The 13119-nt window shown below is 33.3% G+C and carries 15 protein-coding genes; 9 read left to right on the forward strand and 6 right to left on the reverse strand.

Features of this window, described 5'->3' with window-relative positions:
- Nucleotides 1-175: 175 nt before the first annotated feature.
- Together DKG80_RS20725 and DKG80_RS20730 are read right to left on the reverse strand one after the other, a co-directional pair.
- Nucleotides 176-601 carry a DUF1573 domain-containing protein gene (locus tag DKG80_RS20725; protein ID WP_109833305.1) on the reverse strand — a complete coding sequence of 142 codons (426 nt, stop codon included), beginning with the start codon at nucleotides 599-601 and terminating at the stop codon, nucleotides 176-178.
- Between the two features lie 29 nt (nucleotides 602-630).
- Complete coding sequence (locus DKG80_RS20730) at nucleotides 631-2025, reverse strand: ATP-dependent DNA helicase (RefSeq protein ID WP_109833306.1); 1395 nt, start codon at nucleotides 2023-2025, stop codon at nucleotides 631-633.
- A gap of 39 nt (nucleotides 2026-2064) precedes the next feature.
- On the opposite strand from DKG80_RS20730, the gene DKG80_RS20735 reads away from it, so the two are divergent.
- From DKG80_RS20735 to coaD, 4 genes are all read left to right on the forward strand, one after another.
- Nucleotides 2065-2541, forward strand: coding sequence for an NUDIX domain-containing protein (locus DKG80_RS20735; RefSeq protein ID WP_109833307.1), 477 nt, complete (start codon nucleotides 2065-2067; stop codon nucleotides 2539-2541).
- 81 nt (nucleotides 2542-2622) lie between these two features.
- Complete coding sequence (locus DKG80_RS20740) at nucleotides 2623-3213, forward strand: hypothetical protein (protein ID WP_109833308.1); 591 nt, start codon at nucleotides 2623-2625, stop codon at nucleotides 3211-3213.
- Between the two features lie 6 nt (nucleotides 3214-3219).
- Nucleotides 3220-4110 (forward strand): DUF3822 family protein, encoded by an 891-nt coding sequence (locus tag DKG80_RS20745; protein WP_162556040.1) that lies wholly within the window; start codon nucleotides 3220-3222, stop codon nucleotides 4108-4110.
- 11 nt (nucleotides 4111-4121) lie between these two features.
- Complete coding sequence (coaD, locus tag DKG80_RS20750) at nucleotides 4122-4580, forward strand: pantetheine-phosphate adenylyltransferase (RefSeq protein ID WP_109833310.1); 459 nt, start codon at nucleotides 4122-4124, stop codon at nucleotides 4578-4580.
- Here coaD and DKG80_RS20755 read toward each other — a convergent pair.
- Nucleotides 4561-5241, reverse strand: coding sequence for an NUDIX hydrolase (locus DKG80_RS20755; protein ID WP_109833311.1), 681 nt, complete (start codon nucleotides 5239-5241; stop codon nucleotides 4561-4563). The genes coaD and DKG80_RS20755 overlap by 20 nt on opposite strands.
- Before the next feature lie 83 nt (nucleotides 5242-5324).
- Between DKG80_RS20755 and pyrE the strand changes: the two genes are divergently transcribed.
- Nucleotides 5325-5975, forward strand: coding sequence for an orotate phosphoribosyltransferase (pyrE, locus tag DKG80_RS20760; RefSeq protein WP_109833312.1), 651 nt, complete (start codon nucleotides 5325-5327; stop codon nucleotides 5973-5975).
- 115 nt (nucleotides 5976-6090) lie between these two features.
- Here the strand turns inward: pyrE and DKG80_RS20765 are convergent, their stop codons facing one another.
- The 3 genes from DKG80_RS20765 to DKG80_RS20775 form a co-directional block, all read right to left on the reverse strand.
- Nucleotides 6091-6855 (reverse strand): TIGR02757 family protein, encoded by a 765-nt coding sequence (locus DKG80_RS20765; RefSeq protein WP_109833313.1) that lies wholly within the window; start codon nucleotides 6853-6855, stop codon nucleotides 6091-6093.
- Nucleotides 6848-7870, reverse strand: coding sequence for a LysM peptidoglycan-binding domain-containing protein (locus DKG80_RS20770; RefSeq protein ID WP_162556042.1), 1023 nt, complete (start codon nucleotides 7868-7870; stop codon nucleotides 6848-6850). Before DKG80_RS20770 ends, DKG80_RS20765 begins: the two co-directional genes overlap by 8 nt.
- A 236-nt stretch (nucleotides 7871-8106) precedes the next feature.
- Nucleotides 8107-8865: a hypothetical protein gene (locus DKG80_RS20775; protein WP_109833315.1), complete on the reverse strand. Its 759-nt coding sequence runs from the start codon at nucleotides 8863-8865 to the stop codon at nucleotides 8107-8109.
- Nucleotides 8866-9177: 312 nt separating this feature from the next.
- Here DKG80_RS20775 and DKG80_RS20780 point away from each other — a divergent pair, with 312 nt between their 5' ends.
- The 4 genes from DKG80_RS20780 (at nucleotide 9178) to DKG80_RS20795 (ending at nucleotide 13112) form a co-directional block, all read left to right on the forward strand.
- A complete protein-coding gene (locus DKG80_RS20780; protein ID WP_109833316.1) occupies nucleotides 9178-10527 on the forward strand; it encodes an NfeD family protein in 1350 nt (449 codons plus the stop codon).
- 5 nt (nucleotides 10528-10532) lie between these two features.
- Complete coding sequence (locus DKG80_RS20785) at nucleotides 10533-10724, forward strand: hypothetical protein (protein WP_109833317.1); 192 nt, start codon at nucleotides 10533-10535, stop codon at nucleotides 10722-10724.
- A gap of 359 nt (nucleotides 10725-11083) precedes the next feature.
- Entirely contained in the window at nucleotides 11084-12058 is a 975-nt protein-coding gene (locus DKG80_RS20790; RefSeq protein WP_109833318.1) for a ChbG/HpnK family deacetylase, read from the forward strand.
- 10 nt (nucleotides 12059-12068) lie between these two features.
- On the forward strand, nucleotides 12069-13112 hold the full coding sequence (locus DKG80_RS20795) for a coiled-coil domain-containing protein (protein WP_109833319.1): 1044 nt from the start codon (nucleotides 12069-12071) through the stop codon (nucleotides 13110-13112).
- The last annotated feature ends 7 nt before the right edge of the window (nucleotides 13113-13119 follow it).

The raw sequence follows: 13119 nt of genomic DNA on the forward strand, positions 1-13119 counted from the left end.
CGCTAAGCACCCACAGTTGTTGCCGTAGAGCACGTAGAAAAAATTTTTCTCTAATAGAAAACAGCTTAGATCATCAGTTATTTAGGTAATCTATGCATTGGTATGAAGAGACTTTCAGAAAAAAAAGGTCGAAAACTTTCAGTTAACGACCTTTCAAATTTGCTTACTTCTCTTATTAAGAGTCTGTTTCAGAAGTTTTTGGTAGAATGTTGGTAACAATCTTTACTGTCTCTGGATTATTAGAGGCATTGCTCATGATGGTAATAACCTTATTAGTGTGTCCTATTTTACCGGTACTATTAAAGGTTACATCTATCTTACTGCTGGTACCAGGCATGATTGGTTCCCTTGGCCAACTTGGTGCTGTACAACCGCAAGTGGTTTTCACATTAGATAAAATCAGTGGAGCATCACCATCATTCGTAAATTCAAAAGTGTAACTCACTTTATCACCTTGTGTAATATCTCCGAAATCATGACTTTCAATTGAAAACTTTATGTGAGGTCCTGGAGGTAGGAATTCTACCGCACCATCATTGCTTTGAGCATTAACTGAAGCTGCTATGCTAACCATAGCAAATAGTAAAAATATCTTTTTCATAAACTGATTTTTTTAAAGATTACGCTATATTAAAAGAATTGTTTGTCAAAATTAACTAGAAAGAGTTCGTTTTTTGCTCGAGTTATAGCTGTATACACCCAACGTAAAAATTCGTGATCTATTTTTTGATCAGGAATATAACCTTGATCAACAAATACAGAATCCCATTGACCACCTTGTGATTTGTGACAAGTAAGGGCATAGGCATATTTTACTTGAATGGCATTTAGATACTTATCACTTCTGATTGCTTCTTTTTGTTTCGTTTTGGTTAAGTCTTTATAATCTTCAATCACGTAATTATACAGTTTGCGATACTTCTCTTGAGAAAGTGCAGGAGAATGTTCATGTAAAGTGTCAAGAATAATTTTTATTTCAATAGGTTGTCCTTCTGGATAGTCAAGTAGTTTGACCTGAATATCTGCAAACCTTAAATCATATATCTCTTCAGTTTTCTTTATTTTCAATATTTCTATAAAGTCACCATTGGCTAAGAATCCCGAAGGAACTTGATCTGAAGCGTAGATATAATTATTTCTTGCTATCAATAAAATATCTCCAGCATCTAATTCATCTTCTTTATACAAAAGTTGATTTCGAATAAAATGATTATACATCACTGCATTTTTATTCGATCTACATATTACTATAGAATTCTCAATTCCATATTTGTCGTGCGCATATCTAAGTCCGTCTTCCAGACGCTGAGAAGTCATTCTGTAAATGTCTTGATGATTTTTAGTTGTAATACTTAGTGAGGGGTTTTCAGTACTGAGCGCATTTCTAATATTTGTAGCATTAATTAAAATTCCACTATCTAATGCTTGTCTGGTAATATCTGTTAATATACTTACTGCAGTATTTAAGTTGTAGTTGCTTTCTAAATAAGAAGGTTCTAATGCATAGCTAGTTTCTTGAAATACTGGTGGTAACTGAGCTACATCTCCAACTAAAAGAAGCTTATTAGTATCATTCTCAAAAACAAAATCTATAAGTGAGCCTAGTAAATCTTCACCAACTTCACTTATTGTAGATATCATGGATGCCTCATCTACAATGAATATTGTTTTTGAATGGTAATTCTTTGCTTTAGTAAAAACTGGACCGCTTAGATCTTTAGAACCTTTGGTCTTAAATATTTTCCTATGAATGGTATAAGCAGTACGTTTGGAATACTGACTAATAACTTTAGCAGCACGACCAGTTGGAGCTAGAAGAACAAACTGATAATTAAATAGCGGTAAAGTCTTGGTTAATGCAGCTAATACTGAAGTTTTACCAGTACCCGCATATCCTTTGAGAATAAACGTTGACTTTTTATCCTTTGTATCTATGAATTTATCCAAGGATTTGAACAAACCTTTTTGACTAGACGTAGGCTTATGCTCGAATTTGTTTTGTAATATTTCTGAGAAAAGAGGCAATGTTATGAAATTGAATGACAATATTAATATGTATATCGCATGAGTTTAGATGAGATGACCAAAGTTTTTGGAGGTAAAATAAGAGTAAGGGTAATGGGGATACTGATAGAAAATGATAAAATCCTAATGCTCAATCATAAAGGAATGAATAAGACGGATGAACTTTGGCTACCTCCAGGAGGAGGTGTAGAATATCAAGAGACTATAAAAGATGCGCTTATACGAGAATTCAAAGAGGAGGTAGGTTTAGATATTACTGTAGGAAACTTCTTGACAGTTAATGAATTAATCACAGAACGTTTCCATACATATGAATTCTTCTTTAAAGTTTTAAAAAAAGAAGGTGAAATAAAATTAGGTTACGATCCGGAACTTGAAACTTTTCAACCTATACAAGGATTTAAGTTTTTATCAATTGAGGATATACAATCGAAAGGAAAAGATAAAGTACATGGTGTGTTTCACAACTTGTCAGACTTTTATGACTTAGCTCAAAATCAAGGCATTTTTTATTAATTAAAATCATTTTCCAAAAAGCAATTGTGAAAACTATAAATACTCTAAAAAATATTATACTTGCAAAAAATGAATCTATAAATGGAGAAGACTAAAATCTTATCAATCGTATTTTTAGTAGTAGCTCTAGGGTTGGGCTATTATCTTTCAAATAGTATATACACTTCTATTACTGAGAGTGAGAAAATTGCAGCTGCAGAAGCACAAGTCATTGAAAAGTTGACAATGATTAGAGAAGCGCAGATTGCTTTTCAAGCTGTGAATGGTAGATATACAAGTGATTGGGCTAAATTGAAAAGTTTCGTAGATACAGGGAGATTTTATATCATTAACAAGAAAGAGAATATCATTACGCTAGCTTATGGTGCTGACAGTATTTCTGTAGAGATAGATACCATAGGTACAGTCTTTGTAAAGGATTCGGTTTTCACAACTGAAAAATACCCTAATTTTAACTTAGAAAATTTAGAATATGTTCCTACCAAAGGTGAAGCTAAGTTTGCTATGTGGGCAAATAAAATTAAAAAGGCTGGTTTGACAGTAGATGTAGTAGAAGTATGGAACACAGCTCCTGTTAACCCTAGAAGAAAAGAAGATAACGAAGCTAGAACTAAGAAACCTTTAAGGTTTGGTTCTAGAGTAAGTATTACAACTGCAGGAAACTGGGAATAATCAATATTGGAAACAGCTAGTAAAGCAATATTTAAACTCTTAAAAAGAGTAAAGGACGATAAGTTCGATGTAGATAGTCTACATAATTACAATCTCTCACTACAGATAGGAGTGAGAGATTTGCAGGTTATGGTAGTGGACACGGTTACATCAAATTGTGTTCTGCTAGAAAGCTATGGATTCCAAAACGTAGCGACGATAAATAGTCGTCTTCAAGTATTAATGGAACTAGTAGAGGCTCATCAGCTTTTACGAGCAGGTTTTTGGAAGAGTGTTAAGGTTTCATTAAAAACCCATAAGTTCTCTTTAGTTCCCACTTCTCATTTTGTTGCCGATTCAATTGGTGATTACCTTAAATTAAATTGTACTGTAAACGATAAGATTGAAGGAAAGTATTATTACCAACATAAATCTAGTAATGTAGTTAATGCTTTTGCTTTCGACAGAAGATTGATCAACTGGATCAAATCGTTGTATCCATCCAAAGAGGTGATTTTCTTGCATCAAGGGAGCGCATTGATAGAAGGTATTCTTCGTTACACACAGTCTTCTAGTAGTAAAATGGTATATGCAATACAGGATAAAGGTGTATTGCATGTGTTTGTAGCACAAAATCAAAAGCTTTTATATTACAATCAGTTCTCTATAAAGAGTACACAAGAATTTGTTAAATATATATTGATGGTTTTCAAAGAATTTTCTTTGAATCCAAAATCTCAAAATATTGTTCTTTGGGGAACGCTTTCATCTCAATCAGAGCAATATATAGCTCTGAAAAAGTTTGTAGCTAATGTAAATTTCGGTGAGAGAGCTGATTTCTTGAAGTTAGGTTACCAATTTGATGATATTCTAGAACATCAATTTTTTGATCTATTCTGTACTTACCTCTGTGATTAAAGGGCAACTTTATGTCAAAAAAAATCGCACTATTCCCAGGATCGTTTGATCCATTTACTAAAGGTCATGCCGATATAGTAAGACGTTCACTCAGTTTGTTTGATGAAGTTATTATAGCTATAGGATATAATACTAAAAAGAACAGTCGTTATTTTGATATAGAATACATGGTTGAGCGTATTGAATCAGCTTTTAAGAAAGATAAAGGTGTGAGAGTTATGCTCTACAATGAATTGACAGCTGGTTTTGCTAAGGAGGTAGGTGCTCAATATTTAATAAGAGGCTTACGTAATACGACTGATTTTGAATATGAAAATAGTATTGCTCAAGTTAATAGATATTTAAATGAAGGGTTAGAGACCGTGTTTTTAATCACTTCACCAGAGTACGCGCATATTAGCTCAACTATCATTAGAGAGGTACACAAGTTTGACGGGGACGTAAGTGCTTTTATACCATATCAACTTTAAGAGCTTTTCTATACTCATTTACAAGTCTTCCGATAGTTTTGTAAGAATGGTGTAAAGCTAGGTCAACTTCGTTTTCTGACATAAAAACAGCCTTTTTAATACCTTCTTCTTTTTGAGGTTTTATTTTGGAATCATCTAGACATTTCATGCGATACCAAAAAGTGCTTTTAAGTACATATTTGTCATTGCGCAGATAAGTGTGCCAAGTAGTACAAATTTTGTCAACAATTTCTACTTTGGCTCCAGTTTCTTCTTCTACTTCGCGGACAGCACCTTCACGTTTCTTTTCTCCCTTCTCTAATTTCCCTTTTGGAATATCCCAAAGATCATTTCTAAGAATCATTAAGATCTTATTATCTTTCTCTACTACACCACCCGCGGCTCTAATGATAGTGAATTTACTCATTAGATATTGCTCGGCTTTAGATTTGTCATTGACTTGTATATCAATGCTTTTAACTTTTTTGTGCTTCTTCTTGGTAAGTAGCTTTAATAACGTATCTATAGACTCATATACTTCAGTTAATATCAGGATTTTACCTTTAAATCTGTCTATTTCTTTGAGATCTTTTGAGTCAGTAAGAATGTAATCGAAATCTTTTTTCTGCTCTACTCTTTTACGTTTGATCCTAACTGGAATATCGTTAATATATATTTTCATACACTCTAGTTGATAATGCAATGTAAGAGAAAGTGAGAAAATATTATTGCCAACAAGGTTAAAAAAAACACTAATTTTGTAACATGTCTATAGAAGGAGAAAACAGTTCACTAAGGACGCAAATAGCGTCTGAATTATTGAAAATTAAAGCGATTAAATTGAAACCTAACGATCCATTTACTTGGGCCTCGGGATGGAAATCGCCAATATATTGTGATAATAGAATCACATTATCTCACCCAGAATTAAGAACATTGATTAAGGATGCTTTTGTTCTTGAAATCAAAACAAGGTTTCCTAAAGTAGAGGTAATTGCTGGAGTGGCTACAGCAGGAATTCCTCAAGGTGCTTTAATAGCAGACGCTATTGGATTGCCGTTTATTTATGTAAGAGATAAAGCAAAGTCTCATGGTATGACCAACAGAATAGAAGGAGAGATTCAAGAGGGGAAAAATGTTGTGGTTATAGAGGATTTATTGTCTACTGCTGGAAGCTCTATTCGAGCCATTGAAGCAATAAAGGAAGCTAATATGAATGTTATGGGATTGGGAGCAATCTTTACATACGGTTTTCCGATTGCAGAAGATAACTTGTCTGATGCTGGTGTACTTTCTTTTACATTATCTGACTACCACGCTTTATTGAACGCTGCTCTTCAACAAAATGCAATCTCAAATGATGAATTGGATTCTTTAAATGAATGGAGATTAGATCCTGCAAATTGGAAGGTTTAATTTTTAGTGATCATCAAAAGGTGTATCCAAAATTAAACAAAACAGAAAAATTAAAATGTTTGAGACCTACCAAGCATTGCCAGCTAGATTGAACCTTAGCTTAACAAAGTTAGGTTTAAAAATTTTCAATTACGCCTAAACCAAATAATGCAAAATCATATTGAACTGGATCCTTAGGATCCAGTTTTTTTAGTGCTTCTGTTAATTCTATAGCCGTTTTCCAATCATCTTGCTTTCTACTAATAAGTCCTAGTTTTCTTCCTGATCTGCTCACGTGAATATCTAAAGGACAAATAAGTTCATTAGGTGTAATAGTATTCCAAATACCAAAATCGACACCAAATTTATCCTTTCTGACCATCCATCGTAAGTACATGTTTATTCGTTTACAGGCAGAATTTCTTTCTGGAGTAGCTATGTGTTTACGAGTTCGATTAGGAGCATATGGATCCTCGAAAAAATAATCATGAAATGCAGTCAGTTTGTTTTCAGCATCTTTTCCTTTTGTAAAGGCAGGTTCTAAAGAATTATGTTTTTGATAGTGTCTGCTCAGAAAATAGATGAAGTAAAGCAAGTCTGTGTCATTAAAAGTACGGTGCTTGAAGTCTTCAAGTTTTTTTAAATCATTTTCAGAATGGTGTTTGACAAAATCATAAGGGCTATCATCCATTCTAGCCATTAATTCAGAACATTTATTAATGATTGTTTTGCGCTGGCCCCAAGCCAGAATTGCCGCAAAAAAACCAGCTATTTCAATATCTTGTTTGCGTTTAAATCTGTGAGGGATGGAAATAGGGTCATCCTCAATGAAGTTTGGTCTGTTGAACTCTCTTACTTTTTCGTCTAAAAATTCTTTGAGTCCTATGTTTTTATCAATCATCAATGTAACTGCTGGTTACTGGTATCTTTCTGTTGATTGCTCCTAATTGCTTGAAAGCGGCATTTGATAATCTCATTAACAGGTTCTGATTCAGTGCGGTATGAGGGAGTTGTCCAACAACCTGTACAGCTATTTTTTTACCTGTCATCTGATTGGTAATTTCTACTTTAGTACCCATTGGAGCAGTTTTGTGTAGAGCTAGATACTTAGTAGTGAAGTCTGTACCTTCTATTTTCATAGCAAAACCTTGCTCTGTTATTTCGGTACCTTTATCTGTTTCATTCTTTTGAGTATGAAATTTTGATTTCTCAGTTTTTAAGTAAATCGTATCAAGCTTCGGCTTTTCTTCTACCATCACTGAGTCCTTTTTATCTTCATTAATAAATACAGGACTAGGTTTTGTGCCAGAATCTTTAATCTCGTTTTTTAGCATAACGAGAACCTGTCCGATAGATAATGCATTTGAGTTTAAATGATTCCATTTTTTTAGACTATCTAAAGGAATATTATGCGCTTTTGCAATACTGTATAATGTTTCAGAAGTTTTAACAGTATGTGTATTCGAATCAGGCTGTGACGTGTTTTCTATTGTTACATCAGCATTTGACATTAATTCAGGTGTATTAGTGGTTTTATTAGACTTATCCTCTAATAGGAGTGTGTCTCCTAGTTTTATACTGTTATTAGTAAGGTTGTTAAGTAGCTTGAGTTCATCTAGGGATAAGTTGTTTTTTCTAGAAATAGAATACAAGGTTTCTCCAGTCTCTACAATGTGATATTGATTAGTATTTGAATTTTGCTGTTTCGCGGATTTTTTATTTTTACTTACTTTCAATGGTATTTTCAACTCCGTATACATCTGTAAACCTTCCTCAATTTCTGGATTGTGCTTATAAATGTCATCTATTGCCACTGAATATCTTCGAGAGATTGAATAGAGGGTTTCTTTGGGTTCAACTCGATGAATTACAAATTTACTCCCATGGTCTTTGGCTATTCTCAAGCTATCTGACATAGCTTGTGAGTAATTTTGTAAAACAATAAAAAGTAGTATCGATAATATTGATCTCATGGACTAATCTGGTGACATGCTAAAATACATCAAACTCAAGCAATATTTATGCTAGAGATTTAATGTTAGAAACTGTTTTTTATCAAATTACAACAGTAAAACTTATTCTTAATCAAAAAGATTAAGGTACTTAAAAGAACAATGGTTAAAAGAAATTAACGATAGGTTTAGACTCTGAATTAAAACACTAATAATTTCATTCTATGCTTGGTATTGATGTACAATAGTTTTTCGTTAACATGAAATGAAATAAGTGGTTCTGCTTCTTCGAAGAGATGTTTGTGACAGATTTTTCCTAACGTATCTAAAACAATCAATACCTGTCTAACAGCGTCAGAATACATTACATTAGTTGATAAAATTAAGACATTCTCGATTTTAAGATAGTAAACCTTTTGAATGGGATTGATGTCATATGGTCTCAGTAATTTTGTAAACCATTTAAAGTACTCACTCTCCTTTGAATAGGAGATAGGAAATCTTGTATGTTCGTCACTTATTTTTTCTTCATTCAGTTCAAGTACTTCATTACCTGAAAGCAAATCGACATTTATGACTTTGTTTTGAATAGTTGGGTGTTCGAAACTTAGACTGTCTAACGTTACTTTTTTTGGTTTTATGCTTGGGTAATCGACTAATGGTTGATCATTTTCCCAATCAAAAACTACTAAATCTATTATATCAGGATTATTAAATTCGGAGAAATGAGTCAGAACTATTTTTTCTATTGAGTAAGCTTTTACTGCTAATGCTTTAAAGTCAGTTGGGAACTGACGTTGCTTTATAATGTTTAACTTTTTTGAGTCAAGAAGGAAAGCTGTAAAAAGTTTTGATTCAGTATCACAAGTCAAAACGAAAAGATATTCAGAATTTGTACTAGGTAAAATCTGAAGAATGTTATGTTCAAAATTGATTGAATACTCGTTAAATTGAATCATTTGTGTATTTTTCTAATTTAGTTACTAGGCAATGCATTGCTGTGCATAGTTCTCGGACCTTTTTGTTGTCTATAAAAAATATTACTTTCAAGATTTTGCAACTACTTCGTAACAAAACCTTATTTATAAGCTAAATAGGTTGTTCTCTATGATTATAAACCTTTAGAATAAGTTTAAAGATTTTTTACACGTTTACGACCTCATCTTGTTCTCATTATAATGCGGTTAAGAGCAAAAAAATGCAAATTACACCGTATCCTTAGGTTGAAGAAATATATTTTGGAACATCTTTGATGTCTAAATCAAGATTAAATGAAGTCAATAATCCTTTCTATTTTATTCGGGGCAGTATCGTTTGGTATGGTTTCAACTGCGATAGCTGAACAGTCTGATACAGTCAAAGTATTTAAGATGTATTTGCAATCTGAAATTGATGCTCGAAGTAGCCGATATGTAGATTTGGCATTGACTAAAGCTGAAAATAATAACTCAGACTACGTTGTCATAGAAATGGATACTTATGGTGGTGCGCTAGATGCAGCAGATGATATTCGAACTAGAATTCTTGAATTTGATATACCTGTATATGTTTATATTAATAAAGACGCCGCTTCTGCAGGAGCTTTAATTTCTATAGCTTGTGATAGCATATATATGTCTTCTGCATCAAGTATTGGTGCTGCTACTGTAGTGACTCAAGATGGTGCAGCGGCTCCAGATAAATACCAGTCCTACATGCGATCAATAATGCGATCTACTGCAGAGGCAAAAGGACGTGATCCTCAAATAGCTGAGGCTATGGTTGATGAAACAATTGAGGTAGATAGTATTTCATCTATAGGTAAAGTAATTACGTTTTCAACTTCAGAAGCTATAAAGCATGGTTTCTGTGAAGCTGAAGTATCGGGATTAGATGAGATCATGTCAAGATCAGGCATTGAAAAGTTTGAGATCATTGAATATGAACTTAGTGCTTCAGATAAAATAATTGACTTGTTTATTAACCCATATGTTAGTGGAATTCTAATACTTGTAATATTAGGAGGGATCTATTTTGAATTACAAACACCAGGAGTAGGTTTTCCCATATTAGCGTCAATTGTAGCACTAGTATTTTATTTGACCCCTTACTATCTAAATGGGCTAGCACAAAATTGGGAGATTGCATTGTTTGTACTCGGTCTGGCATTAATAGCTTTAGAAGTATTTGTTATTCCTGGGTTCGGTGTTGCAGGGTTAATAGGTATTTGTATGACAGTAGGCTCTTTGATTCTTGTTATGCTGGAGAATGATTGGTTTGATTTCACCTTTGTGGCTGAAGGAGACCTCATTACCGCTGTATTTACAACTTTCCTTGCTTTGATAGGTTCTTTTATTATTATGTTTATCGGAGGAGTAAGGATAACAGAATCTCGAATGTTTAAGCGTGTAGCTCTTCAAACTACTTTGGATTCTGCTAATGGATATACTTCTAACTTCAAAAAAGAGTCATTTCTTGGTAAAAAAGGTACAGCATATACCATTCTTAGACCAAGCGGTAAAGTTATGATAGAAGATGAATTGTACGATGCTTTTACAAGAGGTGGATATATTGAACAGGGTACAGAGGTAGAAGTAATAGCTGAGGAAGCCAATAGTTTGAAAGTAAAGGCTGTAAGTTGATTGTAATGCAGAAGTTGAAAATCCTTAAGATATTTTATTGGGTGTGTTTTATTATGGCACTAGGTGCTTTTTATGTCGGTTTAAGAAGTGAGGCATATGAGGTGCAGTATACATTATTAGCTCTTGGATTATGGGGAACTAGTTATTGGATGAATACCATGATCAAAAAAGAAAACAAATCTGATATGACTGATTAGTGTTCAGCAATTACAATTACAACCTGTGAGTAATTATTCTAAGTTTCATTAATAATACCATTAATTAACAGCTATTTGTGATTTTGAATTACATTTTGAAATGAAGCTAGAGTATCGGCGTTAAAAAGAATTATTGATTTTATATAGTCTTTCATGGTAATCTTATGACGTATATTTAAATGATATACTATTCTTATTCTTTTCGACCTTAAGTTCGATTTATAAGAGTTTTGAATATTTTTGACTTCGGGCTAGTTACAGTTTAATTAACTTGTGTTAGTTTGAAACTACCCAACCATACACCAACCCTCCTTTTTTTATACATCGTTCATTAAGAACACTTATCAAAGAGTAGCTGTATGGTTAAACCTCGATTATTATTCACCGCTGATGATTTTGGTGTAGTGCCAGGTATTGATAAGGGGGTTATTTATGCTGCAAAAAATGGGTTGATCAATTCTGTTGCTTGTTTTTGCAATTCAAACAATATGCCTCAATCTATCAAAAAACTAATCGAAGCAAGCCCAACTATACAAGTTGGCGCTCATCTTACGATCAGTTCGGGATATGCATTGAATGGTGAGAGTATGTTCACTGATAAACGAGGCAAATTTAAGCATCATTCAGATATCAGGCGTCCCAAAAACAAGGATGCTCGAATGCAAGAATTAGAGCAGTTAGAGTCTGAAATTTTAAATCAAATAGATACGCTTGAAATTGAACTTCAAAAGTACGATCATACTGTCAAACATCTAAGCGTTCATTTTAATTCACTCTACTTTGTTCAAGACTATTTTGATGTTTTAGCAAGGGTGGCTAATGAGTATGACATACCTATACGATCCGTACATGCTAAACCTGGAATTTCTCATGATTTTTTCGTGACGCAAATGGCCTTTCAAATAGCGTTAAGAAATATATTTCGACAAAAAGATGTAGATCATATAGATGAGTTTTCTGATCAAATTGGTGACTATGTGGCATCAATGGAAACTCCTCCTAAAATGCCAGATTTACTTCATACAGGACATTTTGGACCTATAGGTATAGTTCCTTTAAGTGATAAAAAGCTTGATAAGTTGGCCAAACGCAAGCGTAGGAAATTATTGAAAGCATATGATAAACTAGATTATAATACCACTACTGAATTTGTTCTACACATAATGGATGATAATTATGATTTATTGAATACTTATAAAAGCTCAGTGGATAATAACGTATACCACGGTATCAATATCAAGTATTTTGACAGCCGCATGGCTGAACTAAGGAGTTTAAAAGTACTTAAAGAAAAATATGGAGACCGATTGTTTCAACATTTCACCAACTGGTAAATAGTCAATTATGAAAAGACAGTATTCATTCAATACGATCAAGGACGCAGATTTCTATGATGAACTCGTAAAACAAACAGAAGTATTTACTGAGCGTATTGAAATTATCAGTGAAGATGATAACTGGGCAGAGTTGGACATACTCAAAAAGGATCGCGAACTTATTCGTTCATTTACTCATGAAACGATCATGAATATTATCTGGTATAAAAATAAGATTCGTAAAGAGAATGTGTACAGAGTATTCTACAATGTACTTACTATATTGCTCATCCTAGCTGTTCCTTTTGTGATTTACTATACTACAGATCACGTCCACAAAAATGACTGGGATATGGGTGAAAAAATCACTTCGATCGTAACAGTTATTTTGACATTCATATTTGCCATTCACAAATGGCTTACTGCATGGATCGAAAAAAGAAATTTTATAAGCAGCTTCAATAATGCTAAGATTGAACTTCAAAATATTTTGTTTCGAATTGAAAATGACTATCGAGGTGTAGCTCTTGATCCGTCAGGTAAAGCCCTTACAACAGCATTTCGAACAGCGTTACATTCTGGAATATCCAATGCACGGTTAGTATTACAGGAAGAAACGAAAAGCTATTTTGCGAAGTTAAGTAACCCAGGATTTGATTTGTCAGGATCGTTAATTTCATCATCTTCTTCAGCTAAGAAAATGTTCTCTCAGTTGAAAAGTGAGCGTTTTAAAGTGGAAGATTGGCGTACCGAATTTAAGGATAACGAAGACAAAAAAGCTAAGAAAGAAGAAGAACAAAAAAGTAATGTGTTTGATTTACGCAAGGAAATATTAGCATCTCAATATAAGTATCAAGAAATACAGAATCGAATAATTGATCTAGGAGCGAAGGAGGCGGACTTATATGATGACCTTGAGCAAATGACGAATAAGGATCCTAAATTGGAAAAACAACTTGAACGTATCCAGAATCAATTAGAGAAACTTGAATCAAGCTCGGATCAGTTAACAATTGAGATGAAAGTCAAAGAAGCAGAATTGGATATTTTGATGAAAAAAGAAGTGTTATAATCGTTTA

The sequence above is a fragment of the Reichenbachiella versicolor genome (assembly GCF_003171675.1).
Classification (GTDB): Bacteria; Bacteroidota; Bacteroidia; order Cytophagales; family Cyclobacteriaceae; genus Reichenbachiella; species Reichenbachiella versicolor.

Coding starts and splice junctions, on each gene's coding strand:
- pyrE (WP_109833312.1), top strand. CDS start 5,325: ATGTCTATAGAAGGAGAAAACAGTTCACTAAGGACGCAAATAGCGTCT.
- coaD (WP_109833310.1), top strand. CDS start 4,122: ATGTCAAAAAAAATCGCACTATTCCCAGGATCGTTTGATCCATTTACT.
- DKG80_RS20795 (WP_109833319.1), top strand. CDS start 12,069: ATGAAAAGACAGTATTCATTCAATACGATCAAGGACGCAGATTTCTAT.
- DKG80_RS20740 (WP_109833308.1), top strand. CDS start 2,623: ATGGAGAAGACTAAAATCTTATCAATCGTATTTTTAGTAGTAGCTCTA.
- DKG80_RS20775 (WP_109833315.1), bottom strand. CDS start 8,865: ATGATTCAATTTAACGAGTATTCAATCAATTTTGAACATAACATTCTT.
- DKG80_RS20765 (WP_109833313.1), bottom strand. CDS start 6,855: ATGATTGATAAAAACATAGGACTCAAAGAATTTTTAGACGAAAAAGTA.
- DKG80_RS20785 (WP_109833317.1), top strand. CDS start 10,533: ATGCAGAAGTTGAAAATCCTTAAGATATTTTATTGGGTGTGTTTTATT.
- DKG80_RS20780 (WP_109833316.1), top strand. CDS start 9,178: ATGAAGTCAATAATCCTTTCTATTTTATTCGGGGCAGTATCGTTTGGT.
- DKG80_RS20725 (WP_109833305.1), bottom strand. CDS start 601: ATGAAAAAGATATTTTTACTATTTGCTATGGTTAGCATAGCAGCTTCA.
- DKG80_RS20735 (WP_109833307.1), top strand. CDS start 2,065: ATGAGTTTAGATGAGATGACCAAAGTTTTTGGAGGTAAAATAAGAGTA.
- DKG80_RS20790 (WP_109833318.1), top strand. CDS start 11,084: ATGGTTAAACCTCGATTATTATTCACCGCTGATGATTTTGGTGTAGTG.
- DKG80_RS20755 (WP_109833311.1), bottom strand. CDS start 5,241: ATGAAAATATATATTAACGATATTCCAGTTAGGATCAAACGTAAAAGA.
- DKG80_RS20770 (WP_162556042.1), bottom strand. CDS start 7,870: ATGTCAGATAGCTTGAGAATAGCCAAAGACCATGGGAGTAAATTTGTA.